The organism is Gibbsiella dentisursi, from assembly GCF_039539505.1.
Taxonomy (GTDB): domain Bacteria; phylum Pseudomonadota; class Gammaproteobacteria; order Enterobacterales; family Enterobacteriaceae; genus Gibbsiella; species Gibbsiella quercinecans.
The window spans coordinates 211,788-236,140 of record NZ_BAABDG010000002.1; the positions used below are offsets into that span (position 1 = coordinate 211,788).

Here is a 24,353-nt window from a genome sequence, read left to right on the forward strand (position 1 = left end):
ATGATCCGATTTACCCGCTGGGGGTTGCTTGGCCTGTTGTTGGTTGGCCGTAGCCTGTTGGCGCAACCCGACGGTATGCTGTCGGGCAACCTGTCCAGCGTCGGTTCCGATACGCTGGCTAACCTGATGGTGCTGTGGGGGCAGGATTTCAGCCAGCACTACCCGAACGTCAACCTGCAGATTCAGGCCGCGGGATCCTCCACCGCCCCTACGGCGCTGGCGGCCGGGGCGGCGCAGCTTGGCCCGATGAGCCGCCCGATGAAGGCGGCGGAAGTTTCGGCGTTCGAGCACCGCTATGGCTATGCGCCGCTGGCGGTGCCGGTGGCGGTGGATGCGCTGGTGGTGCTGGTGCACCAGGATAACCCGCTGCGCGGGCTCAACCTGGCGCAGCTTGATCGGCTGTTTTCCGCCACCCGCCGCTGCAGCGAGCAACCGCCGTTGCAGCGTTGGGGGCAACTGGGCATGACCGGGGACTGGGCGCAGCGTAGCATTCAACGGTTTGGGCGCAATTCCGCTTCCGGCACCTACGGCTACTTTAAGTTACGCGCCCTGTGCGGCGGTGATTTTATGGCGCGGGTGAATGAGCTACCGGGTTCGGCTTCCGTGGTGCAGGCGGTGGCTGGTTCGCTCAACAGCATCGGTTACGCCAGCATTGGCTTTCGCGCCAGCGGTGTGCGCCTGCTGCCGCTGGCTGAACGCGGTGATGAGTATATCCCGCCAACGGAAGACAACGTGCGCAACGGCAGCTACCCGTTGGCGCGCTACCTGTATATCTATATCAACAAAGCGCCCAACCAGCCGCTGGAACCGCTGACCGCAGCGTTTCTCGATCGGGTGCTTTCCAGCCAGGGGCAAAGCCTGATCAACCACGACGGTTATCTGCCGCTGCCGCCGGATACGCTGCGTAAAACGCGTGCCGCGTTGGGGCTGGAGCCACTCGCCCGCGGTACGCTATCGCCGAGCGCATCGGGATCGTGAATTTTTCTCAATACACATGAAAATTCCTCAATTGCTGCTTTTGATGCGGCATGACAGGATGCTTTCCTACAGATTTAGCCGTCTAGAAGTCTGAAAATAACACAGCGTAATAATTCATCGTGTAAACTATTTGGGTTGGCGGCGGATGCCGCCTGCATTTAACCAGGAGCAGACATGTCCAAATCCAGTCATGCATTCCATGCCGATGTTGTCGGCAGCCTGTTGCGCCCTGCGCCGTTGAAAGCGGCGCGCCAGCAGTTTCAGCGCGGCGAGATTGACGCGGCGCAATTGCGTGCCGTTGAAGACGAGCAGATCCGCTACGTTGTTGCCAAGCAGCGGGAAATTGGCCTGAAGGTCGTGACCGACGGGGAGTTTCGCCGTGCCTGGTGGCACTTTGATTTTCTGGAAGGGCTGGATGGCGTGGAAGGCTACCAGGCCACGCAGGGTATCCAGTTTAATGGCGTGCAGACCGCGGCGCGCGGCATCAAGGTGACCGGCAAGCTGGGGTTCAGCTCGCACCCAATGCTGGACGATTTCCGTTTTCTGAAGAGCGTGGCCGGCGATGCGGTGCCTAAGATGACCATCCCAAGCCCAAGCGTGCTGCATTTCCGCGGTGGTCGCCAATCGATCGACCCCCAGGTCTACCCGGATCTTGGCCAGTATTTCGCCGATCTGGCGCAAACCTATCGCGATGTGATCAAGGCATTCTACGACGCCGGCTGCCGCTATCTGCAGTTGGACGACACGGTGTGGGCCTATTTGTGTTCTGAAGATCAGAAACGCCAGATCCGTGAGCGTGGTGAAGATCCGGCGCAGCTGGCGCGCACCTATGCCGATGTGCTGAACAAGGCGCTGGAAGGCAAACCGGAAGATCTGACCGTGGGGCTGCATGTGTGCCGCGGCAATTTCCGCTCCACTTGGATCTCTGAAGGCGGTTATGAACCGGTTGCCGAGATCCTGTTCGGCGAAGTGAACATCGATGCTTTCTTCCTGGAATATGACAACGAACGTTCAGGTGGGTTTGAGCCGCTGCGCTTTATCAAGCCGGGCAAACAGCAGGTGGTGTTGGGCCTGATCACCACCAAAACCGGCGAGCTGGAAGATCCGCAAGTGGTGAAAACGCGCATTGCGGAAGCCGCGCAGTATGTCGATCTGAAGCAGCTTTGCCTCAGCACGCAGTGTGGGTTTGCGTCAACGGAAGAGGGCAATAGCCTAAGCGAACAGCAGCAGTGGGATAAACTGCGCAGCGTGGTGGATATTGCCGAGCAGGTTTGGCGCTAGCCGCCGGCCTAAGAGTGAACCGCGCATAAACAACGCAGTAATTGTGTGTTTTGCGCGGTGAACGGCGCTATGTTTCACATTTTGTGAGGTGGTCGCTCAAAAATAATACAAATCATGTAGTGTATATTTCATAAAGTTCGGCATGATCAACTGGCTGTTAAATATTATCTGGTCGATTGCTCTGCTTTAGAATCCTCGTCTTGCCTTTCTGCGCTATAAACGTTTTACTTAGTCCCCGTTGTCGGACTAATCCTCTATTTTTATAACTTCTAAAGTCCAGCCCATCATCAACAGTGGTTACCGTTATTCAAGGAATAAAGCTCCACCTGGGTGCGTTTTTTCTATTGTTACGGGCAACGACGATGGCGCGGCAAGCCGGCAACCCGGGTGGGGCGTTTCGCCACCACACAACAGGCAATTTTTTATTTAACAGGCAACACGACACCTTATGAGTCATCGTTTAACGTCAAAAGACATCATGGCATTGGGCTTTATGACCTTTGCCTTATTCGTCGGCGCGGGGAATATTATTTTCCCGCCGATGGTGGGTTTGCAATCCGGCGAACACGTTTGGACTGCCGCACTCGGTTTCTTGCTGACAGCGGTCGGGCTACCGGTGATCACCGTGATCGCGCTGGCACGCGTGGGTGGCGGGATCGATGCGCTTAGCACGCCGATTGGCCGTAAAGCCGGCCTGGTGCTGGCCACCGTGTGCTATCTGGCCGTCGGCCCGCTGTTTGCCACGCCGCGTACCGCCACCGTTTCCTTTGAAGTGGGTATTGCTCCGCTGACCGGCGAAGGCGCCGCGCCGCTGCTGGTCTACAGCCTGATCTACTTTGCGCTGGTGATCGCCATTTCGCTTTATCCTGGGCGCCTGCTTGATACCGTGGGCCGCTTTCTGGCGCCGCTGAAAATCATTGCGCTGGGTATTCTGGGCGTTGCCGCGGTGTTTTGGCCGGTGGGTGCCCCGATTCCTGCGATTGAAGCCTATGAGGGCGTGCCGTTCTCTTCTGGCTTTATCAATGGCTATCTGACGATGGATACCCTGGGGGCGCTGGTGTTCGGCATTGTTATCGTTAACGCTGCGCGTTCTCGTGGCGTGAAAAACGCCGGCCTGCTGACCCGTTACACTATCCTGGCCGGTTTGATCGCCGGGGTTGGCCTGACGCTGGTTTATCTGAGCCTGTTCAAGCTGGGCTCTGGCAGCGGCGTGTTGGTGCCGGAAGCCACCAACGGCGCGGTGATCCTGCATGCCTATGTGCAGCATACCTTTGGCAGCCCGGGCAGCGCCTTCCTGGCGGCGTTGATCTTCATCGCCTGCATGGTCACGGCGGTCGGCCTGACCTGCGCCTGCGCCGAATTCTTTGCGCAATATCTGCCGTTCTCGTATAAAACGCTGGTGTTTATTCTGGGCCTGTTCTCGATGGTGGTGTCTAACCTGGGGCTGAGCCACCTGATCCAGATCTCGATTCCGGTGTTGACCGCCATTTATCCGCCGTGCATTGTGCTGGTGCTGATGAGCTTCACCCTGCGTTGGTGGAACAGCGCCAAGCGTATTGTGGCGCCGGTTATGCTGGTCAGCCTGTTATTTGGTATCCTTGACGCCGTTAAGGCGTCTAACTTCAAGCCATTCTTGCCGGCCTGGTCTACCCATTTGCCGCTGGCTGAGCAAGGGCTGGCCTGGTTGCCGCCTTCGTTATTGATGCTGGTTATGGTCGCGATTTATGACCGTGTCTGCTCACGGGCTGAAGTGACAGTGCATCAGTAACCCCCGGTCTGAGTTTGGGCCACGGACATGTCCGTGGCTTTTTTGCGTATTAGAGCCTACCCCTCCAGGCATTGATTTATTCGGCCCGCGGCGCTGTTCCCGGCGCAACGGGCTGAATCGGCAACGGCATGGGTTGGGAACGGCTCGCAGAAAACAGGTTTTTTTGTATGCAACAGGAATCATCTACACAGCAACCGGCCAATAAGCTCAAGCGTGGCCTGAGCACCCGCCATATTCGCTTTATGGCGCTCGGTTCCGCGATTGGCACCGGTCTGTTTTATGGCTCGGCGGACGCGATCAAGATGGCCGGCCCCAGCGTGCTGCTGGCGTATCTGATTGGCGGCATCGTTGCTTTCATCATTATGCGTGCACTGGGGGAGATGTCGGTCAATAACCCGCAGGCCAGTTCGTTCTCACGCTATGCGCAGGATTATCTGGGGCCGATGGCGGGCTATATCACCGGCTGGACCTACTGTTTTGAAATCCTGATCGTGGCGATTGCCGACGTGACCGCCTTCGGTATCTATATGGGCGTCTGGTTCCCCGAGGTGCCGCATTGGATCTGGGTGTTGAGCGTGGTACTGATTCTCGGCGGCATCAACCTGATGAGCGTGAAGGTCTTTGGTGAACTGGAGTTTTGGTTCTCGTTCTTCAAAGTGGCCACCATCATTATCATGATCCTTGCCGGTATCGGCATCATCATCTGGGGCATCGGCAACGGCGGGCAGCCAACCGGTATCCATAACCTGTGGGCCAACGGCGGCTTCTTCAGCAACGGCATTATGGGGACGATTCTGTCGCTGCAACTGGTGATGTTTGCCTATGGCGGCATCGAGATTATCGGTATTACCGCCGGTGAAGCCAAAGATCCGAAAAAATCGATCCCGAAAGCCATCAACTCCGTACCGTGGCGTATTCTGGTGTTCTACGTGGGCACGCTGTTCGTCATCATGTCGATTTACCCCTGGAACCAGGTGGGCACCAATGGTAGCCCGTTTGTGCTGACTTTCCAGCATATGGGCATCACGGTAGCGGCAGGCATCCTTAACTTTGTGGTGATCACCGCTTCGCTGTCGGCAATTAACAGCGATGTGTTCGGGGTTGGCCGCATGCTGCACGGTATGGCGGAACAAGGCCATGCGCCGCAGATTTTCAGCCGGGTATCCAAACGCGGTATTCCGTGGGTGACGGTGGTCGTCATGATGACCGCGTTGTTGGTGGCGGTTTATCTTAACTACATCATGCCGGAAAGCGTCTTTTTGGTGATTGCTTCGCTGGCCACCTTCGCCACCGTGTGGGTGTGGATCATGATCCTATGCTCGCAGATCGCGTTTCGCCGCAAGCTGAAGCCGGAGCAGGTTAAAGCGCTGGAATTCCCACTGCGCGGCGGTGTGTTGACCTCGGCGGTGGCGATCGTTTTCCTGGTGTTCATCATCGGCCTGATTGGCTACTTCCCGACCACCCGCGTTTCGTTGTACGCCGGCCTGGTGTGGGTGGTGCTGCTGCTAGCCGGGTATTACATCAAGATTAATCGCCAGAAAAAACAGGCCGTACCGGCCGCCCAGCAAGAGTAATTACGTAAGCGCCGGCCCTGTGCCGGCGCAGTTTTAATACCCGCCTGTTTTACTGCCGCCTGCTTGTAACCCACCAAGCGCATCCTGTCTCCACCCCCTGGCTCCTCCCCGCGATTGCCGGTAAAAGAGGAGGGGGAATGCGATCCACTATGGCACTGTAAATCATTCGTCCGTTTTGTTTCGTATCACAGGAGAAACTTCATGCTCAATGCCTGGCATCTTGCGGCCCCGCCATTCGTGGCGCAGAAAGGGCCGTATCTGTACATTACGCTCTGGCTGCAGGGGGATGAACTGCCTGAACAGGTGTTTTTGCGCGCGGAACCGGATAATGAGGAATGGTTGCTGCCGATGAAAGCGCGGGCCAGCGAGGGGCTGTGGCGTTACCAGGCCCGCTTGACCTTAAACGAAGGGGAAGCGACGCGCCGCTATGGCTTTAAGCTGGTGTGGGCGCATAGCCAACGTTGGTTTGGCCCATTGGGGTGGGCAACCATGCCGCCGGGGCAACTGGCGCAGTTTGCGCTGGATGTGCCGGACAGCGGCCCGGCCTGGGTGGCCGATCAGGTGTTCTACCAGATATTTCCCGATCGCTTCGCCAGCAGCGGCGGCAGCCACGGTATCCAGGACGGCAGTTACTACCATCACGCGGCGGCCAGCGATGTGATTCGCCGCGATTGGCAACATCCACTGGAAGATAACCATGCCGCCTCCACCTTTTATGGCGGCGATTTGGACGGCATACACCAAAAACTTCCCTACCTGCAGCGTCTGGGGGTGACGGCGTTATACCTTAACCCGATCTTCACCGCCCCCAGCGTGCACAAATATGATACCGAAGACTATTACCAGGTGGATCCGTACTTCGGCGGCAACGATGCGCTGCTGCGTTTGCGAGTGAGTTCTCGCAAGGTGGGTATGAAGCTGGTGCTGGATGGGGTTTTTAACCACACCGGCGATTCGCACCCATGGTTTGATCGTTACCAAAACCATGGCGATGGCGCTTGCCATAACCCGGCTTCCCCGTACCGGGGCTGGTTTAATTTCTACCCGGACGGGCAGGCGCTCAGTTGGAAAGGGCACACCAGTTTGCCGAAGCTGAACTTTGCCGCGCCGCAGGTTGCCCACGCGATTTATCTGGGGGAAGACAGCGTGGTGCGCCACTGGCTGCGGCCGCCGTACAGTATCGACGGCTGGCGGCTGGATGTGGTGCATATGCTGGGCGAAAATGGCGGCGCGGCCGGTAACTTGCGCCACCTGGCCGGGATTTACCGGGCGATCAAACAGGAAAACCCGCAGGCTTATGTGCTGGGCGAACACTTCGGCGATGCTCGCCGCTGGCTGCATGCCGGAGTGGAAGATGCGGCGATGAACTACATGGGATTTGCCCTGCCGGTACGCGCCTTTTTGGCGGGTTTGGACGTGGCGCACCATCCGGTGCAGATCGATGCCGCCGCCTGCGCCAATTGGATGGATGAATACCGTGCCGGCTTGCCGCATGGGCGCCAGCTTATTTTGTTTAATCAGTTGGATAGCCACGACACCGCCCGTTTTATTACGCTGCTTGACCATAATATGCCGCGCATGCAGATGGCGTTGGCATGGCTGTTTTGTTGGATAGGGGCGCCTTGCTTGTATTACGGCGACGAAATTGGCCTGGATGGCGCGAACGATCCTTTCTGCCGCAAGCCATTCCCGTGGGATGAAAGCCGTTGGAACCCGGTTTTGCTGACACAGGTGCAACGGTTGGCGGCACTGCGCAAACGCAGCCTGGCCCTGCGCCGCGGCGGCTGCCAGGTGCTGTACGCTGCCGGTGAAACGCTGGTGTTTGTACGTGCTTACCATCAGGAGCGCATTTTGGTGGCGTTGCAGCGCAATGGCGGCGGCGAGGTGGTTTTGCCGTACAGCCCGTTGCTGACGCCAGGTGCGTGGCAGCAGGAAGAGGGCGAAAGCCTGCTAATTGCAGAGGAAGGGGGGATGAGGCTGCAGTTGACGGAGGAGTCAGTGGCGGTGTGGCGCGCCCTCACCCCAACCCTCTCCCGCAGGGAGAGGGAGCAGCCCGGTGTTGTTGATGAGCAGGGTGACTAAACATCGTCTGGCGCGAAATTCGGTGTTGGCTGATCAAATGGCCTTCTGAGCAGGTTCTGTCCCCTCTCCCTGTGGGAGAGGGTTAGGGTGAGGGCAGTTGAAGTGTAAATAAGCCTGTCCAACGAACATACCGGGCAGGCTCTGCTCCTTCTCCCTGTGGGAGAGGGTTGGGGTGAGGGCGGTTGAAGCGTAAATAAGCCTGCCCAACGGACATATCGGGCAGGTTCTGTCCCCTCTCCCTGTGGGAGAGGGTTAGGGTGAGGGCAGTTGAAGTGTAAATAAGCCTGTCCAACGAACATATCGGGCAGGCTCTGCTCCTTCTCCCTGTGGGAGAGGGTTGGGGTGAGGGCGGTTGAAGCGTAAATAAACCTGCGTAACAGGCATACCGGGCAGGTTCTGTCCCCTCTCCCTGTGGGAGAGGGTCAGGGTGAGGGCGGTTGAAGCGTAAGAAGCCTGCCCAACGGGTACAGCGGGCAGGCTCTACTCCCTCTCCCTGTGGGAGAGGGTTAGGGTGAGGGGGGGGAAGCGTAAATAAGCCTGCCCAACGGACATACTGGGCAGGCTATGCTCCCTCTCCCTGTGGGAGAGGGTTGGGGTGAGGGCGAAGAAATTAATACCCGATGGCAGAACCGGCTGGGCGGCGGACATCGTTGGCGCCGTACAGGTAGCCTTCACGCACCTTGCCGGACACCGCCGAATCGTTGCCCGAGTTGGCCGGCGTTACGCCCGCAGCGCCAGGCAGACCGACCAAAATCAGCTCCGCGGCGCCCCACGGGGTTTGTTCCACCATCTTGTAGCCCATATCGTTGAGGATTTTCAGCGAATCAACGGAAACGCCCCGCTGCTCGTAATACACCTCATCCGGCAACCACTGCTGGTGGATGCGCGGCGCGTCTACCGCCTCCTGCGGCGCCATACCGTGATCGATCACGTTCAGCGCGGTTTGCAGGGTGATGGTGATAATACGCGAACCGCCCGGTGAGCCGAGCACCATAAAGATTTTATTATCCTTGGTCACCAGCGTCGGGCTCATTGATGATAGTGGGCGCTTACCGGGGGCGATGGCATTTGCCGTGCCTTGCACCAGTCCGTACAGGTTTTTCTCGCCCACCTTCACGGTGAAGTCGTCCATCTCATCATTGAGGAAGAATCCGGTGCCCGGGGCGATCACCACGGCGCCGAAGCGGCCGTTGACGGTGTAGGTGGTGGAAACTGCGTTGCCTTCATGATCGACGATCGAATAGTGGGTGGTTTCCGGTTTTTCATGCGGTTCCATTCCTGGCTGCACGTTTTCAGAAGGCGTTGCCTTGCCCGGGACGATTTTCGCCCGGATCTGTTCGGCGTAGCTTTTACTCAACAGCCGATCGATCGGGTTATTGATAAACGCCGGATCGCCCAAATAGGTATTGCGGTCCATATAGGCGTGGCGCATGGCTTCGGCCATGGTGTGTATCGTCGCCGCCGAGTTAAAGCCCATGCTTTGCAGGTTGTAGCCTTCAAGAATGTTGAGCGTTTCACACAGCGCAACGCCGCCCGAGCTTGGCGGCGGCGAGGAAACAAACTTATAGCCGCGGTAGCTACAGGTGATCGGCGCCGTTTCGGTGACCTTATAGTTGGCGAAGTCGGCCGCCGTCAGAACGCCGCCGCCCTTTTTCGCCGCGGCTTCCACTGCCTGCGGGATTTTGCCGTGATAAAACGCATCTGGGCCCGCTTTGGCGATCGCTTCCAGCGTATGCGCAAGATCGGTTTGCACCAGGCGATCGCCCGGCTGCAGCGCCGAACCGTCTTTACGCAGGAAAATCCGCGACGCCTCGGGATCCTGCTTAAAGCGGGCGACGGTGGTATCAAGAATGTCAGTATCGGCACGCGTCAGGATAAATCCTTCGCGAGCCAGTTTGATCGCCGGCGCCATGACCTGTTCGCGGCTCAGTTTGCCGTATTTCTGCCGCGCGGTTTCCATCCCCAGCACCGTGCCCGGTACGCCGGCCGCCAGGTAGCCATACAGGCTGGCGCCTTTTTTCACCTTGCCGTCGGCGTCCAGATACATGTTGGCGCTGGCGCCGGCCGGCGCGGTTTCACGGAAGTTGATAAAGGTATCGGTGCCGTCCGCCAGGTGTACGGTCATAAAGCCGCCACCGCCGATGTTACCGCAGCACGGGTTGACCACCGCCTGCGCATAGCCGACGGCGACGGCGGCATCGATGGCGTTACCGCCCATTTTGAGAATATCGACGCCAACCTGCGAAGCCAGATGTTGCGACGTCACCACCATACCGTTGCGAGCTTCGACCGCCGGGTTCGAGGCGGCATACAGGCTGCTGCTCACCAGCATGGCCGCCATGGTGAGCGGCTTGCCCCATTTTTGTAAAAACATAGTCTTACCTGCCCTGTCAGTTTTTATTGTGTTGGTTGTTTTTCACATGCCATAAATAATTTACCAGCGTGATAATAGTTACCACAGAACGGGGCGCGCGCAAAATGTTGAGGAAAAAATAATTAGAAAACAATGAAGTAAAGTAAGGTACGGCCGGCGGGCAAAAAAAAACCGGCCAGCGGAGATCCGCTAGCCGGCTGGTTGACATCCGCGTGGAATTACAGCTTAGCGGCGTTTTCAGACAGGTATTTAGCAACGCCATCTGGAGAGGCACCCATCCCTTCTTTGCCTTTTTCCCACTGTGCAGGGCAGACTTCGCCGTGTTCTTCGTGGAACTGCAGCGCGTCGACCATACGCAGCATTTCATCGATGTTGCGGCCCAGCGGCAGATCGTTCACCACCTGGTGGCGCACAACGCCATTGGCGTCGATCAGGAAAGAACCGCGCAGAGCAACGCCGGCTTCCGGGTGCTCAATGCCGTAGGCTTTTTGAATTTCGCGCTTAACGTCGGCAACCATTGCGTATTTCACTTCACCGATGCCGCCTTTATCGACAGGGGTGTTACGCCATGCGTTGTGGACGAATTCAGAGTCGAAAGAAACGCCGACCACTTCAACGCCACGTTTCTGGAATTCTTCATAACGGTGATCGAAGGCGATCAGTTCTGAAGGGCATACAAAGGTGAAATCCATTGGCCAGAAAAACAGGACGGCAGGTTTGCCGTTCAGGTGTTTTTTCAGGTTGAAATTTTCAACGATTTCGCCGTTGCCCAGTACGGCTGCTGCAGTGAAGTCAGGGGCTTGACGAGTTACCAGGACCATGAATTACTCCTGTAATAGTTGGTAAGTGGTTGATGTAAAAGACGGCCGCAAGTATAGGGGCCATGTGTTGGTGAATAAAGGGTAAAAAGACCAATCGATGAGATAGCTTTCACCTATCGAAGCAATCAGTAAAACTTTTCGAAGATTAAAAATAACCTTTTTATGGCAAAGGGCAAGCCGGCGATGCCCATCAGCTGTAAAGCCGGTGGATCTGTGGTTTGCGCCCCCTCAATTACAGCGTTTTTTCTTTCGCCATCTGCATCATCTGTGGGTAAAACTGCCAGAAATGTGTTTCAAGCTGATGATAGTGGCGTTCTACATCGTGAAAGGAGCCTGCCAGCGCCGCCAGGCGCGGGCGGCGTTTGGCCATGCCCGCCAACACGTTGGCGATAAAGGGCAGTTCGGCATAGCGTTCCAGCCAGCGCTCTTGCCACAGGTAATGGTTCAGGTTCTGGAAGCGCGCCGGCGTGTGCGGCAGGTGCGGGACGATCTGGCGGCGCGCCGCCTGGCTAAAGTGGGCCAGGCTGATTGCCGGTTCGATCTGCTGCCAATGGCGCGCCAGGAAGTGATCCCACACTACATCCAGCGTGATCGGCGCTACGCGGCGGTGTTCAGGGCTGAAATAGCGACGGCAGGCTTTAACCTGCGGCAGCGAATCGGTCAGCACGTCGATGCGGCGGTGCAGCATAATGCCGCCGACCACGGCGGCGGGATAGTCGCCCGCCGGGTTGCCGCGGACAAAGTCGGCCAGCAGATTGCCCAACAGGGAGCTTTCCGCCAACTGGGCCAAATGGAGATGCGCAAGAAAATTCATGCGGCAACTATACCTCAACGTGGGCAAATCCTCCTTATTTCTTGCTGCTGAACGCGCACCGCTTTAGACTAGGCCGCTTGTTTTTTACCAACCGACTAAATATTGAAGAAGTGAATATTCATGCGCGTCGCCGATTTTTCTTTTGAACTCCCCGAATCACTGATCGCCCGTTATCCACAGGCTGAACGCAGCGCCTGCCGTCTGCTGCAGTTGGATGGGCCAACGGGCGAGTTGACGCACGGTGTATTCACCGATCTGCTGAACCAACTGGAAGCGGGCGATCTGCTGGTATTTAACAACACCCGGGTGATCCCGGCGCGGGTCTTTGGCCGCAAGGCCAGCGGCGGCAAGATTGAAGTGCTGGTAGAGCGCGTGCTGGATGAGCACCGCGTTTTGGCGCACGTGCGTGCGTCGAAAGCGCCGAAGGCGGGGGCCGAGCTGCTGCTGGGGGATGACGAAAGCATCAACGCCACGATGGTGGCGCGCCACGATACGCTGTTTGAGCTGCGCTTCAATGACGATCGCGATGTTTTCACCCTGCTCAACGCCGTCGGCCATATGCCGCTGCCGCCGTATATCGATCGCCCGGATGAAGATGCCGATCGCGAACTGTACCAAACCGTATACAGCGCAAAGCCGGGCGCGGTGGCGGCGCCGACCGCCGGGCTGCATTTCGATGAGCCGCTGCTGGCGGCGCTGCGTGAAAAGGGTGTGGAAATGGCGTTTGTCACCCTGCACGTTGGCGCCGGCACCTTCCAGCCGGTGCGGGTGGACACCATTGAAGACCACGTGATGCACGCCGAATACGCTGAAGTGCCGCAAGAGGTGGTGGATGCGGTGCTGGCCTGCAAGGCGCGCGGTAAACGGGTGGTCGCCGTGGGCACCACCTCGGTGCGTTCGCTGGAAAGCGCCGCGGCGGCCAGCCAGGATGCGCCGATCGCGCCGTTTTTCGGCGACACCCGCATCTTTATTTATCCCGGCTATCACTATCAGGTGATTGACGCGCTGGTGACCAACTTCCATCTGCCGGAGTCCACGCTGATCATGCTGGTTTCGGCGTTTGCCGGTTACCAGCACACCATGCATGCCTATCGGCAGGCGGTGGCCGAACAATATCGATTTTTCAGTTATGGCGATGCGATGTTCATCAGCCGTAACCCGCAGGCGGAACAAGAAACCGTCGGCGCTTAACCCCCCGATATCCCTGTTAAACGACATCAGACTATTTCTTTTCTCTGATGCTGGAGGCTGAGTGAAGTACGAATTACAAAAAACCGATGGCCGCGCACGTCGCGGCCGGATGGTGTTTGAGCGCGGCGTGGTGGAGACGCCGGCCTTTATGCCTGTCGGCACCTACGGCACGGTAAAAGGCATGACGCCGGAAGAAGTCCAGGAAACCGGCGCACAGATCCTGCTGGGCAACACCTTCCACCTGTGGCTGCGCCCTGGCCAGGAAATCATGAAACTGCACGGCGATCTGCATGATTTTATGCAGTGGCACGGGCCGATTCTCACCGACTCCGGCGGTTTTCAGGTGTTTAGCCTGGGGGCGATGCGCAAGATAAAGGAAGAGGGCGTTTACTTCCGTAATCCGATCAACGGCGACAAGATATTCCTCAGCCCGGAAAAATCGATGGAGATCCAGTATGATCTCGGCTCTGATATCGTGATGATTTTTGACGAGTGCACGCCATACCCGGCGGATTGGGATTACGCCAAACGCTCGATGGAAATGTCGCTGCGCTGGGCGAAACGTAGCCGCCAGCGTTTTGACGAGCTGAACAACAAAAATGCGCTGTTCGGCATTATCCAGGGCGGAGTTTACGAAGATTTACGCGATGTTTCAGTAAAAGGGCTGGTGGATATCGGCTTTGATGGTTACGCTGTGGGCGGCTTGGCGGTAGGCGAGCCGAAAGAGGACATGCATCGTATTCTCGAACATGTTTGCCCGCAAATCCCGCAGGATAAGCCCCGCTACCTGATGGGGGTGGGTAAACCGGAGGATCTGGTGGAAGGCGTGCGCCGCGGCATTGACATGTTTGACTGTGTGATGCCAACGCGTAATGCCCGTAACGGCCACCTGTTCGTGACCGACGGCGTGGTAAAAATCCGCAATGCCAAGCACAAGGATGATACTTCCCCGCTGGATCCCGAGTGTGATTGCTATACGTGCCGTCATTACAGCCGCGCCTACCTGCACCATCTTGATCGTTGCAATGAAATACTGGGTGCCCGTTTGAACACCATCCATAACCTGCGCTATTACCAACGCCTGATGGCGGGTTTACGCCAAGCCATTGAAGAGGGTAAATTAGAGCTGTTCGTTGCTGATTTCTACGGTCGGATCGGCAAGCCGGTTCCACCTTTAAAGGCCTGATAAGCGTCAACGCGCGGCACGGTGGCCGGCCAATGCCCCCCAGGCGTATTCACGTTCGCTTCGGGGTTCAGTAGGGCTGGCGGCGCTGCGCTTTGGCCGTTGAAGGGCAAGAAACGCTTGATTAAATAATTGATAACTTAATGAGGGAATTTCAATGAGCTTTTTCATTTCCGACGCCGTCGCATCCGCTGGAGCCCCGGCTCAGGGAAGCCCGTACTCTCTGGTCATTATGCTGGTGGTGTTTGGTCTGATTTTCTATTTCATGATCCTGCGCCCGCAGCAGAAACGTGCCAAAGAGCACAAGAAGCTGATGGACTCGATCGGTAAAGGTGATGAAGTGTTGACCACCGGCGGGCTGATTGGCCGCGTAACCAAAGTGGGTGAAACCGGTATTATCGCCATTGCGCTTAACGACACCACGGAAGTGATGATCAAGCGTGACTTCGTGGCGGCCGTTCTGCCGAAAGGTACCATGAAGGCCCTGTAATTATTTTTCCCGAAGGGAATTGCCGTGCTAAACCGTTATCCTTTGTGGAAGTATCTGATGCTGATCGTTGTGATCATCATCGGTCTGCTTTATGCGCTTCCCAACATCTACGGTGAGGATCCGGCCGTACAAATCACTGGCGCGCGCGGCGTCGCCGCCAGTGAAGCTACGCTGGACCAGGTCCGTACCGTATTAGAAAAAGACAACATCGCAAGCAAGTCTATCGCGCTGGAAGATGGCGCCATCCTTGCTCGCTTTAAAGATCCCGATGTGCAACTGCGTGCCCGCGAAGCCTTGCTTGAGGCATTGGGCGATAAGTACGTTGTGGCACTGAACCTTGCCCCGGCGACGCCAATGTGGCTGACCATGCTGGGGGCTGAGCCGATGAAGCTCGGCCTTGATTTGCGCGGCGGCGTGCACTTCCTGATGGAAGTGGACATGGACACCGCCCTGGGCAAGCTGCAAGAGCAGACCATGGATACCCTGCGCAGCGAGCTGCGTGAGAAGGGCATTCCTTACGCCACCATCCGCAAGCTCGACAACAACGGCGTCGAAGTGCGTTTCCGCGACAATGCCGCGCGCGATGAGGCCATCAGCTACATGACCCCGCGCCAGCGCGATCTGGTGCTCTCCGCCAACGGCACCAACACGCTGAAGGCTACGCTGACCGATGCACGCCTGAGCGAAGCGCGTGAATACGCCGTCCAGCAGAACATCACCATCCTGCGCAACCGCGTCAACCAGCTCGGCGTTGCTGAACCCTTGGTGCAGCGCCAGGGCGCAGACCGCATTGTGGTTGAGCTGCCGGGTATCCAGGATACCGCGCGCGCGAAAGAAATCCTTGGCGCTACCGCCACCCTGGAATTCCGCCTGGTGAACACCAACGCCGACAGCACGGCAGCCGCCAACGGCCGTGTGCCGGGCGACTCCGAGGTGAAATACACCCGTGAAGGGCAGCCGATCGTGCTGTACAAACGGGTGATTCTGACCGGCGACCATATTACGGATTCCACCTCCAGCACCGACGAGTACAACCAGCCGCAGGTGAATATCTCACTGGACAGCGCCGGCGGTACGACCATGTCCAACTTCACCAAGGACAACATCGGCAAGCCAATGGCTACCCTGTTTGTGGAGTACAAGGACAGCGGTAAAAAAGATGCCAATGGCCGTGCGATTCTGGTGAAGCAGGAAGAAGTGATCAACGTGGCGAATATTCAGTCGCGTCTGGGCAACAGCTTCCGCATCACCGGTATCGGTAACCCGAACGAAGCACGCCAACTGTCGCTGCTGCTGCGGGCGGGCGCCTTGATTGCGCCTATCCAGATTGTGGAAGAGCGCACCATTGGCCCAACCCTGGGGCAACAGAACATTACCCAAGGGCTGGAAGCGTGTCTGTGGGGCCTGGTGGCATCCATCGTCTTCATGGTGGTTTGGTACCGTAAATTCGGCGTTATCGCTACCAGCGCGCTGGTGGCCAACCTGGTGCTGATTGTCGGCGTGATGTCGCTGTTGCCGGGCGCCACGCTCACCATGCCGGGGATTGCCGGTATCGTGCTGACGCTGGCGGTGGCGGTTGACGCCAACGTACTGATTAACGAGCGTATCAAGGAAGAGCTGAGGAACGGGCGTTCCGTTCAGCAAGCGATTCATGAAGGTTATAAAGGCGCGTTTTCCAGTATCGTCGACGCCAACATTACCACGCTGATCACTGCGGTGATTTTGTATGCGGTAGGCACCGGTTCGATCAAAGGTTTTGCGATAACCACCGCAATCGGCGTGGCGACGTCCATGTTCACCGCGATTGTCGGTACCCGTGCCATCGTCAACCTGCTTTACGGCGGCAAACGCATTAACAAGCTGTCTATCTGAGGAGTGCGTTGTGGCACAGGATTATACTGTTGAGCAACTCAACTACGGCCGTAAAGTCATCGACTTTATGCGCTGGGACTACGTGGCCTTTGGCATCTCGCTGGTGCTATTGATCGCGTCCATTGCCATCATGTCGGTGCGCGGCTTTAACTGGGGCCTGGACTTTACCGGCGGCACTGTTATTGAGATCAGCCTGGATAAACCGGCCGATCTCGATCTGATGCGCGATACGCTGGAAAAGGCCGGCTTCCAGGATCCGGTTCTGCAGAACTTTGGCAGCAGCCGCGATGTGATGGTGCGCATGCCGCCGGTTTCCGGGCAGGCGGGCCAGGAGCTGGGTAATAAAGTTATCAGCGTGCTGAATGAATCGGTGGACAAAAGCGCCACGGTGAAGCGCATTGAATTCGTTGGCCCGAGCGTGGGGAGCGAACTGGCGCAAACCGGCGGCATGGCGCTGCTGGTTGCGCTGATTTGTATCCTGGTTTACGTCGGCTTTCGTTTTGAATGGCGCCTGGCGTTGGGGGCGGTTATCGCCCTGGCGCACGACGTGATCATTACCATGGGCGTGCTGTCGCTATTTCATATCGAGATCGATCTGACCATCATCGCTTCACTGATGTCGGTTATCGGTTACTCGTTGAACGACAGCATCGTGGTTTCTGACCGTATTCGTGAGAACTTCCGCAAGATCCGTCGCGGCACGCCTTACGAAATCATGAACGTGTCGTTAACCCAGACCCTGAGCCGTACCCTGATGACGTCCGGGACGACCCTGGTGGTGGTGCTGATGCTGTACATCTTCGGTGGTGCGATGCTGCAAGGCTTCTCGCTGGCGATGTTGATTGGTGTATCGATCGGTACCGTTTCCTCCATCTACGTCGCGTCCGCGCTGGCGTTGAAACTGGGGATGAAACGCGAGCACATGCTGCAGCAGAAAGTGGAAAAAGAAGGCGCCGACCAGCCCTCGATTCTGCCTTAATCTGCAGTCGTCTCACGCAATAAAAAGAGCGCAGTCCGGCATGCCGGCTGCGCTCTTTTTTTGTGCGGTTCCCGCTTATGGCACAGGGCTTTGCGCATCACGTGGTGTAATACTGTGCAGGCGGACATAGCCCAACTGCTCCGGCGTGATCCCGCTGAAACGCAGTTCAATCTGGCGCTTGCTGCTCGCCGGCGGCGTATCGCCCACGGCGATGGATTGCGACAGGGAGCTTGTGCTGAGCGGTTTCCCGCTGGCGCTATCCAACTGCCCCCATTCCACCACGGCATGGAACGGCGGCAGCGTGTGGCCTGGCGGCGCCTGCAGTTGCAGTACGGCCTGGGCGCCGCCGGCTTCGGCGCGGATCTGCGTAAGGGCGATGCTCAACTCGCCGATGCTGCTCTGCAATTTGGCTGGGCTGTCGGCGGCCGGCAGCAGGTAAGCGCCGCGGGTGGAGCTTTGGTTCAGCTGGTTTTGCTGCTCCAGCGCCGTGGCCTGGTTGGTCAGCGTATTCAGCTTCTGTTTTAGCTCAACCACCTGATTATGTAGCTTGGGTAGTTCTGTTTGTTGCGCACAGCCGGCCAGTAGCACTGCGGTAGCCAGCAGGCAGGCCGGGCGATAACGGGTAGACATGGGGGCCGTTTCCTTTGCAATAACGCCGGTGCCCAGCTTAGCCAGCCGCAGGCAGAAAGTCATGTTTTAGTGCCTGAACAGGGCAATACCGGCCTGAGAAGCGGATCGCAACAAATGAGCGCTCGCTTTTGTTGTACCCGGAGTTCAGGTTAAACTGTATTAATTCTCAGATTGTTTATCAGGACGTGTTATGCATTGCCCCTTCTGCGCCGCCGTTGATACCAAAGTCATTGATTCCCGCCTGGTTGGCGATGGTTCCCAGGTGCGCCGTCGCCGCCAGTGCCTGGTTTGTAATGAACGTTTTACCACCTTCGAAGTGGCGGAACTGGTGATGCCGCGGGTGATTAAAAGCGACGAAGTGCGTGAACCGTTCAACGAAGACAAACTGCGCCGGGGCATGCTCAAAGCCTTGGAAAAGCGCCCTGTCAGCTCCGATGACGTGGAAAACGCCATTAATCATATAAAATCGCAGCTGCGCGCCACCGGTGAGCGCGAAGTGCCGACCAAACTGGTGGGTAACCTGGTGATGGACGAGCTGAAAAAGCTGGATAAGGTGGCGTACATTCGCTTTGCTTCGGTATACCGCAGCTTTGAGGATATCCGTGAGTTTGGCGAAGAGATCGCCAAGCTGCAGGATTAACAGGGTTTTTTATGCATAACGATGAATTTTACCTGGCCCGCGCTTTTGAACTGGCGCGGCTGGGGCGTTTTACCACGGCGCCGAATCCGAACGTTGGCTGCGTGATCGTGCGTGATGGCCAGATTGTCGGCGAAGGCTACCACCTGCGTGCCGGTGAGCCGCATGCGGAGGTGCACGCGTTGCGCATGGCCGGGGAGCTGGCGCGCGGCGCCACCGCGTATGTGACGCTTGAGCCGTGCAGCCATCATGGCCGCACGCCGCCCTGCGCCGATGCCCTGGCCGCCGCCGGCGTGCGCCGGGTAGTGGCCGCCATGCAGGATCCCAACCCGCAGGTCGCTGGCCGCGGCTTGTACCGGCTGCAGCAGGCCGGCATTGAAGTGCGCCATGGCCTGATGCTGGCGGAGGCCGAGGCGATCAACCCCGGCTTTCTTAAACGGATGCGCACCGGTTTTCCCTATGTGCAACTGAAAATAGGCGCTTCGCTTGACGGCCGCACCGCCATGGCCTCTGGCGAGAGCCAGTGGATCACCTCCCCGCAGGCCCGGCAGGACGTGCAGCGGCTGCGGGCGCAAAGCGCCGCCATTCTCAGCACCAGCGCCACGGTGCTGGCGGACGATCCTTCCCTGACCGTGCGCTGGGATGAGCTGGACAGCGGCACGCAGCGCGTTTATCCGCGTGAAAACCTGCGCCAGCCTGTGCGCATTATCCTCGATAGCCAAAACCGCGTGACGCCGCAGCACCGGGTGGTGAACCAACCGGGCGCTACCTGGCTGGCGCGCCTGCAACCGGATGCGCAAAACTGGCCGCAAGGGGTGGAGCAGCGCATCTTCCCGGCGCACGGCGGCGGTATCGATCTGGTAGTGATGATGATGCAGCTGGCGCAAAGCCAGATAAACAGCGTTTGGGTAGAAGCGGGCGCTCACCTGGCCGGCGCGTTGTTGCAGGCCGGGTTGGTGGATGAGCTCATTGTGTATATTGCGCCGAAATTATTGGGTGATAATGGCCGGGGGCTGTGCCATCTGCCTGGGCTGCAGGCGCTGGCCGATGCGCCGGAGCTGGTGTTTAGCGAAGTGCGGCAGATTGGCCCCGATTTACGCCTGCGCCTGAAGGCGAAAGCCTAAATCTGAACGCCTGCCGGCCGTTTTACAAAACCGCCGCGCAGGCGGATGAAGAATATGATAGAATCCGCCCCCCTGCGGGGTATTGAACTCATTTTTAAGGAAAGCCCATGAAAGTGATCGAAGGTGTTGTTGCTACTCCTAAAGCCCGTGTGGCGATCGCCATTGCGCGTTTTAACAATTTCATCAACGATAGCCTGCTGTCTGGCGCCATCGACGCGCTAACGCGTATCGGCCAGGTGGCGGATGACAACATCACCGTTGTCTGGGTGCCGGGTGCCTATGAGCTGCCGCTGACGGCGCGCGTGCTGGCCAACACCGGTAAATACGACGCGGTGATCGCTCTGGGTACGGTGATCCGTGGGGGCACCGCACACTTTGAATATGTGGCGGGCGAAGCCAGCTCCGGCCTGGGCAGTGTTTCTTTGAACACTGAAGTTCCGGTTGCCTTCGGCGTGCTGACGACAGAAAGCATCGAACAGGCGATTGAACGTGCCGGTACCAAGGCGGGTAACAAAGGTGCAGAAGCTGCCCTGACCGCGCTTGAAATGATTAATGTTATCAAAGCTATTAAAGCCTGAATTTAGTTAAGGGGAATTCCGTGAAACCTGCTGCTCGTCGCCGCGCTCGTGAGTGCGCTGTTCAAGCGCTTTACTCTTGGCAGTTGTCTAAAAATGACATTGCCGATGTTGAATTACAGTTCCTGACGGAGCAGGACGTCAAAGATGTTGACGTTGCTTATTTTCGCGAACTGCTGTCCGGTGTGGCGGTGAATGCAGGTACTCTGGATGCCCTGATGAAACCTTTCCTGTCGCGCCAGCTCGAAGAGCTTGGTCAGGTGGAAAAAGCCATTCTGCGCCTGGCGCTGTTTGAGCTGAAAATGCGCGAAGATGTGCCTTACAAAGTGGCTATCAATGAAGCGATCGAACTGGCGAAAACCTTCGGTGCTGAAGATAGCCACAAGTTTGTGAATGGCGTGCTGGATAAAGCAGCGCCGACCATCCGCAAGAAAAAATAAAAATTAAGGCCGGGCGACCGGCCTTAAATTCATTTATCTGGAATATCGACCATGGCATGTGGCGAATTTGACCTCATTGCCCGCTATTTTGACCGGTTCAAGAGTGTGCGCCGGGATGTTCAGTTAGGCATCGGCGATGACTGCGCACTGCTGGCAGTGCCAGAGAAACAGCTGTTGGCCGTCAGTACTGATACGCTGGTTGCGGGCGTGCATTTCCTGCCGGATATCGATCCGGCCGATCTCGGCTATAAAGCGCTGGCGGTGAACCTGAGCGATCTGGCCGCCATGGGCGCCGATCCCGCCTGGCTTTCATTGGCCCTGACCCTCCCTGAAGTTAACGAACCCTGGCTGAAGGCGTTCAGCGACAGCCTGTTCGAACAGCTGAATTACTACGGCATGCAGTTGATTGGCGGCGATACCACCCGCGGCCCGTTGAGCATGACGCTCACTATTCACGGCCTGGTGCCGGCCGGGCGCGCCTTAACGCGTTCAGGCGCCCACGTCGGCGACTGGATCTACGTGACCGGCTCGCTGGGTGACAGCGCCGCTGGCCTGGCCATTCTGCAACAGCGCCTGGCGGTGAACGATGGGGCGGCGTGCAACTATCTGCTGGGCCGCCATTTGCGCCCGCATGCGCGCGTGCTGCAAGGGCAGGCGCTGCGCGATCTGGCCAGCGCGGCTATCGATCTTTCCGATGGGCTGATTTCCGATCTGAAACACGTGCTCAAGGCTTCCGAGTGCGGCGCGCGCATTGATCTGGGCGCATTGCCGCTTTCCCCGGCGCTGGTCGGCCTGGGCGACGCTGACCAGGCATTGCGCTGGGCGCTGACCGGCGGCGAGGACTACGAGCTGTGCTTCACCGTGCCGGAAATCAACCGCGGCGCGCTGGAAGTGGCGCTGGACCATCTTGGCACCGATTACACCTGTATCGGCCAGGTTGGCCCGCTTTCCGAAGGTATTACCTTCCATCGCGCAGAGCAGGTTGTCGAACTGCCCTGGGCGGGCTTTGATCATTTCCGCGGGGAGTAAATTGCCACATGGATGAAGCAAAACGCCGGTTGCGGCTGCGCAACCCGTGGCACCTGCTGGCGACCGGTTTTGGCAGCGGCCTGTCGCCGGTGATGCCCGGCACGATGGGTTCGCTGGCGGCGATCCCTTTCTGGCTGCTGTTGATACAGTTGCCGTGGCAGCTCTATTCGCTGTTGGTGATGTTCAGCATCTGCATTGGCGTTTACCTGTGCCACCAGACGGCCAAAGACATGCGTGTGCACGATCACGGCAGCATCGTCTGGGACGAGTTTGTTGGGATGTGGATTACGCTGATGGCGCTGCCGGTTAACGATTGGCAGTGGGTCGCCGCCGGCTTTGTGATTTTCCGCGTTCTGGATATCTGGAAGCCGTGGCCGATCCGCTGGTTCGATCGCAATGTGCACGGCGGTATGGGCATTATGATTGATGATATCGTGGCCGGGGTGATAGGGGCGGGGGTTATTTATGCCATCGGCCATCACTGGCCGGTGGCGTTGTTTTAAGCGGTTTGCTGAGATGGCGCCGCCGGTTTAGCGCAATCGTTGTTGCTTTACCGTTGGCGGCGCTTTCTTACGGTTGATTATTGTGCCAGCCAGGTTTCAATTTGCCGCTGGATCCCGGCCGCATCCAGGCCCAGATCGCTGCGTATTTCTTCCTGGCTGCCCTGCGGAATGAAACGATCCGGCAGGCCGATATTAAGCACCGGCACCCATTGGCGCTTCGCCATCAGCAGTTCATTCACGCCGCTGCCGGCGCCGCCCATGATGGCGTTCTCTTCCACTGTCACCAGTGCACTGTGGCTGGCCGCCATTTCCAATACCCGTTGTTCATCCAGCGGTTTGACAAAGCGCATGTCCACCAGCGTGGCGTTCAGCGCTTCGGCCGCGGCTTGCGCCGCAGGCAGCAGCGTGCCGAAGTTGAGGATCGCGATATTTTCGCCCTGGCGGCGCACCACGCTTTTACCCAATGGCAGGGCCGCCAGGGGTTCAAGTTTGGCGCCGGTGCCGTTGCCGCGCGGGTAGCGCACCGCGCTAGGGCCGCCGCTGTAATGGTAACCGGTGTACAACATCTGGCGGCATTCGTTTTCATCGCTCGGCGTCATGATCACCATGTTCGGGATGCAACGCAGGAAAGAGAGATCGAATGCGCCCTGATGGGTTTGGCCGTCGGCGCCGACGATGCCGCCGCGATCGATCGCGAACAGCACCGGCAGGTTTTGAATCGCCACGTCGTGTATCACCTGATCGTAGGCGCGCTGCAGGAACGTGGAGTAAATGGCCACCACCGGCTTGTAACCGCCGATCGCCAGCCCTGCGGCAAAGGTTACCGCATGCTGTTCGGCGATCGCCACGTCGAAATACTGCTGCGGATATTCACGCGAGAACTGCACCATGCCGGAGCCTTCGCGCATCGCCGGGGTGATTGCCATTAGCGCGCTGTCTTTGGCGGCGGTTTCACACAGCCATTCGCCAAAAATCTTTGAATAAGTCGGCAGGCCGCCGGCGCTCTTGGGCAGCGTACCGCTGGCCGGATCGAACTTCGGCACCGCGTGGAAGCTGATCGGATCTTTCTCCGCTGGGGCGTAACCACGGCCCTTTTTGGTCATGATATGCAGTAACTGCGGGCCTTTCAGATCGCGCATGTTTTTCAACGTGGCGACCAGCCCTTGCACGTCATGCCCGTCTACCGGGCCAATGTAATTGAAACCCAGCTCTTCGAACAGCGTGCCCGGCACCACCATGCCTTTCAGGTGTTCTTCGGTGCGTTTCACCAACTCTTTGAACGGCGGCAGGCCGGAAAGCACCTTTTTGCCGCCTTCGCGCAGCGTGGAATACAGCTTGCCGGACAGCAACTGCGCCAGGTGGTTATTGAGCGCACCGACGTTTTCGGAAATCGACATCTCGTTGTCGTTCAGCACCACCAGCATATCCGGGTTGATATCGCCGGCGTGGTTCATGGCCTCGAACGCCATGCCGGCGGTGATGGCGCCGTCGCCGATCACGCACACCGTGCGGCGGCCTTTGGCCTCGCGCTCGGCGGCTACCGCCATGCCGAGCCCGGCGCTGATCGAGGTGGACGAGTGGCCCACGGACAGCACGTCATATTCGCTTTCCGCGCGCCACGGGAAAGGGTGCAGGCCGTTTTTCTGGCGGATGGTCGCGATGCGATCGCGCCGGCCGGTGAGGATCTTGTGCGGATAGGCCTGGTGCCCCACGTCCCATATCAGGTGGTCGAACGGCGTGTTATAGACGTAGTGCAACGCCACCGTCAGTTCGACGGTACCCAGCCCGGAAGCAAAGTGACCGCTGGAGCGGCTGACGCTGTCCAGCAGGTATTGCCGCAGTTCGTCACACAGCTTCGGCAGGCTTTCTTTCGGCAGGGAGCGGAGTTCCTCGGGGTTTTCCGCCAGCGCCAATGTTGGGTATTTGGCTATATCAAGACTCATTCGATGCTCATATCAGAGGAGTATGCCCTTTATCTTCCAGGGTGCAGCGGCCATCACGTAGCCCG

Annotated in this window: 21 protein-coding genes; 16 read left to right on the forward strand and 5 right to left on the reverse strand. The window is 58.1% G+C overall.

Annotated elements, in window-relative coordinates; translation table 11 throughout:
• From ABFX35_RS01355 to malZ, 5 genes are all read left to right on the forward strand, one after another.
• Complete coding sequence (locus ABFX35_RS01355; protein WP_346078739.1) at positions 1-978, forward strand: PstS family phosphate ABC transporter substrate-binding protein; 978 nt, start codon at positions 1-3, stop codon at positions 976-978.
• Between the two features lie 174 nt (positions 979-1,152).
• Positions 1,153-2,259 (forward strand): cobalamin-independent methionine synthase II family protein, encoded by a 1,107-nt coding sequence (locus tag ABFX35_RS01360; RefSeq protein ID WP_279028068.1) that lies wholly within the window; start codon positions 1,153-1,155, stop codon positions 2,257-2,259.
• Positions 2,260-2,707: 448 nt separating this feature from the next.
• On the forward strand, positions 2,708-4,027 hold the full coding sequence (gene brnQ / locus ABFX35_RS01365) for a branched-chain amino acid transport system II carrier protein (RefSeq protein ID WP_279028066.1): 1,320 nt from the start codon (positions 2,708-2,710) through the stop codon (positions 4,025-4,027).
• A gap of 167 nt (positions 4,028-4,194) precedes the next feature.
• Positions 4,195-5,601 (forward strand): proline-specific permease ProY, encoded by a 1,407-nt coding sequence (proY, locus tag ABFX35_RS01370; RefSeq protein ID WP_346078742.1) that lies wholly within the window; start codon positions 4,195-4,197, stop codon positions 5,599-5,601.
• Between the two features lie 201 nt (positions 5,602-5,802).
• Positions 5,803-7,683: a maltodextrin glucosidase gene (gene malZ, locus ABFX35_RS01375; RefSeq protein WP_346078744.1), complete on the forward strand. Its 1,881-nt coding sequence runs from the start codon at positions 5,803-5,805 to the stop codon at positions 7,681-7,683.
• A gap of 610 nt (positions 7,684-8,293) precedes the next feature.
• On the opposite strand, the gene ggt is transcribed toward malZ, so the two are convergent.
• The 3 genes from ggt to ABFX35_RS01390 form a co-directional block, all read right to left on the reverse strand.
• A complete protein-coding gene (gene ggt / locus ABFX35_RS01380) occupies positions 8,294-10,057 on the reverse strand; it encodes a gamma-glutamyltransferase (RefSeq protein ID WP_346078745.1) in 1,764 nt (587 codons plus the stop codon).
• A gap of 218 nt (positions 10,058-10,275) precedes the next feature.
• The gene (locus ABFX35_RS01385) at positions 10,276-10,878 is read right to left on the reverse strand and encodes a peroxiredoxin C (RefSeq protein ID WP_095845634.1); all 603 of its coding nucleotides are present in this window, start codon (positions 10,876-10,878) and stop codon (positions 10,276-10,278) included.
• A gap of 232 nt (positions 10,879-11,110) precedes the next feature.
• On the reverse strand, positions 11,111-11,692 hold the full coding sequence (locus tag ABFX35_RS01390) for an ACP phosphodiesterase (protein ID WP_346078747.1): 582 nt from the start codon (positions 11,690-11,692) through the stop codon (positions 11,111-11,113).
• A 120-nt stretch (positions 11,693-11,812) separates the two neighbouring features.
• Here ABFX35_RS01390 and queA point away from each other — a divergent pair, with 120 nt between their 5' ends.
• From queA to secF, 5 genes are all read left to right on the forward strand, one after another.
• On the forward strand, positions 11,813-12,883 hold the full coding sequence (queA, locus tag ABFX35_RS01395; protein ID WP_346078749.1) for a tRNA preQ1(34) S-adenosylmethionine ribosyltransferase-isomerase QueA: 1,071 nt from the start codon (positions 11,813-11,815) through the stop codon (positions 12,881-12,883).
• Between the two features lie 61 nt (positions 12,884-12,944).
• Positions 12,945-14,069, forward strand: coding sequence for a tRNA guanosine(34) transglycosylase Tgt (gene tgt, locus ABFX35_RS01400; RefSeq protein WP_279022997.1), 1,125 nt, complete (start codon positions 12,945-12,947; stop codon positions 14,067-14,069).
• A gap of 154 nt (positions 14,070-14,223) precedes the next feature.
• Complete coding sequence (yajC, locus tag ABFX35_RS01405; RefSeq protein ID WP_279022999.1) at positions 14,224-14,556, forward strand: preprotein translocase subunit YajC; 333 nt, start codon at positions 14,224-14,226, stop codon at positions 14,554-14,556.
• A gap of 24 nt (positions 14,557-14,580) precedes the next feature.
• Complete coding sequence (gene secD / locus ABFX35_RS01410; RefSeq protein WP_346078751.1) at positions 14,581-16,428, forward strand: protein translocase subunit SecD; 1,848 nt, start codon at positions 14,581-14,583, stop codon at positions 16,426-16,428.
• Between the two features lie 10 nt (positions 16,429-16,438).
• The gene (gene secF / locus ABFX35_RS01415; RefSeq protein ID WP_279023003.1) at positions 16,439-17,407 is read left to right on the forward strand and encodes a protein translocase subunit SecF; all 969 of its coding nucleotides are present in this window, start codon (positions 16,439-16,441) and stop codon (positions 17,405-17,407) included.
• A 75-nt stretch (positions 17,408-17,482) separates the two neighbouring features.
• Here the strand turns inward: secF and ABFX35_RS01420 are convergent, their stop codons facing one another.
• Entirely contained in the window at positions 17,483-18,037 is a 555-nt protein-coding gene (locus tag ABFX35_RS01420; RefSeq protein ID WP_346078755.1) for a SadB/YajI family lipoprotein, read from the reverse strand.
• 190 nt (positions 18,038-18,227) lie between these two features.
• On the opposite strand from ABFX35_RS01420, the gene nrdR reads away from it, so the two are divergent.
• From nrdR to pgpA, 6 genes are all read left to right on the forward strand, one after another.
• A complete protein-coding gene (gene nrdR / locus ABFX35_RS01425) occupies positions 18,228-18,677 on the forward strand; it encodes a transcriptional regulator NrdR (protein ID WP_095845626.1) in 450 nt (149 codons plus the stop codon).
• 11 nt (positions 18,678-18,688) lie between these two features.
• Positions 18,689-19,798, forward strand: coding sequence for a bifunctional diaminohydroxyphosphoribosylaminopyrimidine deaminase/5-amino-6-(5-phosphoribosylamino)uracil reductase RibD (gene ribD / locus ABFX35_RS01430; RefSeq protein ID WP_279023006.1), 1,110 nt, complete (start codon positions 18,689-18,691; stop codon positions 19,796-19,798).
• 107 nt (positions 19,799-19,905) lie between these two features.
• Positions 19,906-20,376, forward strand: a complete 471-nt coding sequence (gene ribH, locus ABFX35_RS01435; RefSeq protein WP_095845624.1) for a 6,7-dimethyl-8-ribityllumazine synthase — start codon at positions 19,906-19,908, stop codon at positions 20,374-20,376.
• Positions 20,377-20,396: 20 nt separating this feature from the next.
• Positions 20,397-20,813 (forward strand): transcription antitermination factor NusB, encoded by a 417-nt coding sequence (gene nusB / locus ABFX35_RS01440; RefSeq protein WP_346078758.1) that lies wholly within the window; start codon positions 20,397-20,399, stop codon positions 20,811-20,813.
• A gap of 51 nt (positions 20,814-20,864) precedes the next feature.
• Positions 20,865-21,842 (forward strand): thiamine-phosphate kinase, encoded by a 978-nt coding sequence (gene thiL / locus ABFX35_RS01445; RefSeq protein ID WP_346078759.1) that lies wholly within the window; start codon positions 20,865-20,867, stop codon positions 21,840-21,842.
• Positions 21,843-21,850: 8 nt separating this feature from the next.
• Positions 21,851-22,345 carry a phosphatidylglycerophosphatase A gene (pgpA, locus tag ABFX35_RS01450; RefSeq protein ID WP_095845621.1) on the forward strand — a complete coding sequence of 165 codons (495 nt, stop codon included), beginning with the start codon at positions 21,851-21,853 and terminating at the stop codon, positions 22,343-22,345.
• A gap of 77 nt (positions 22,346-22,422) precedes the next feature.
• Here the strand turns inward: pgpA and dxs are convergent, their stop codons facing one another.
• Complete coding sequence (gene dxs, locus ABFX35_RS01455; RefSeq protein WP_346078762.1) at positions 22,423-24,288, reverse strand: 1-deoxy-D-xylulose-5-phosphate synthase; 1,866 nt, start codon at positions 24,286-24,288, stop codon at positions 22,423-22,425.
• Positions 24,289-24,353: the final 65 nt, after the last annotated feature.

Excerpts from the sequence above, each read along its gene's own strand:
- ribD (WP_279023006.1), top strand. The coding sequence starts at position 18,689 with ATGCATAACGATGAATTTTACCTGGCCCGCGCTTTTGAACTGGCGCGG.
- thiL (WP_346078759.1), top strand. The coding sequence starts at position 20,865 with ATGGCATGTGGCGAATTTGACCTCATTGCCCGCTATTTTGACCGGTTC.
- ABFX35_RS01390 (WP_346078747.1), bottom strand. The coding sequence starts at position 11,692 with ATGAATTTTCTTGCGCATCTCCATTTGGCCCAGTTGGCGGAAAGCTCC.
- ABFX35_RS01355 (WP_346078739.1), top strand. The coding sequence starts at position 1 with ATGATCCGATTTACCCGCTGGGGGTTGCTTGGCCTGTTGTTGGTTGGC.
- malZ (WP_346078744.1), top strand. The coding sequence starts at position 5,803 with ATGCTCAATGCCTGGCATCTTGCGGCCCCGCCATTCGTGGCGCAGAAA.
- ribH (WP_095845624.1), top strand. The coding sequence starts at position 19,906 with ATGAAAGTGATCGAAGGTGTTGTTGCTACTCCTAAAGCCCGTGTGGCG.
- queA (WP_346078749.1), top strand. The coding sequence starts at position 11,813 with ATGCGCGTCGCCGATTTTTCTTTTGAACTCCCCGAATCACTGATCGCC.
- ABFX35_RS01360 (WP_279028068.1), top strand. The coding sequence starts at position 1,153 with ATGTCCAAATCCAGTCATGCATTCCATGCCGATGTTGTCGGCAGCCTG.
- pgpA (WP_095845621.1), top strand. The coding sequence starts at position 21,851 with ATGGATGAAGCAAAACGCCGGTTGCGGCTGCGCAACCCGTGGCACCTG.
- ggt (WP_346078745.1), bottom strand. The coding sequence starts at position 10,057 with ATGTTTTTACAAAAATGGGGCAAGCCGCTCACCATGGCGGCCATGCTG.
- nrdR (WP_095845626.1), top strand. The coding sequence starts at position 18,228 with ATGCATTGCCCCTTCTGCGCCGCCGTTGATACCAAAGTCATTGATTCC.
- dxs (WP_346078762.1), bottom strand. The coding sequence starts at position 24,288 with ATGAGTCTTGATATAGCCAAATACCCAACATTGGCGCTGGCGGAAAAC.
- ABFX35_RS01420 (WP_346078755.1), bottom strand. The coding sequence starts at position 18,037 with ATGTCTACCCGTTATCGCCCGGCCTGCCTGCTGGCTACCGCAGTGCTA.
- proY (WP_346078742.1), top strand. The coding sequence starts at position 4,195 with ATGCAACAGGAATCATCTACACAGCAACCGGCCAATAAGCTCAAGCGT.
- yajC (WP_279022999.1), top strand. The coding sequence starts at position 14,224 with ATGAGCTTTTTCATTTCCGACGCCGTCGCATCCGCTGGAGCCCCGGCT.
- ABFX35_RS01385 (WP_095845634.1), bottom strand. The coding sequence starts at position 10,878 with ATGGTCCTGGTAACTCGTCAAGCCCCTGACTTCACTGCAGCAGCCGTA.
- brnQ (WP_279028066.1), top strand. The coding sequence starts at position 2,708 with ATGAGTCATCGTTTAACGTCAAAAGACATCATGGCATTGGGCTTTATG.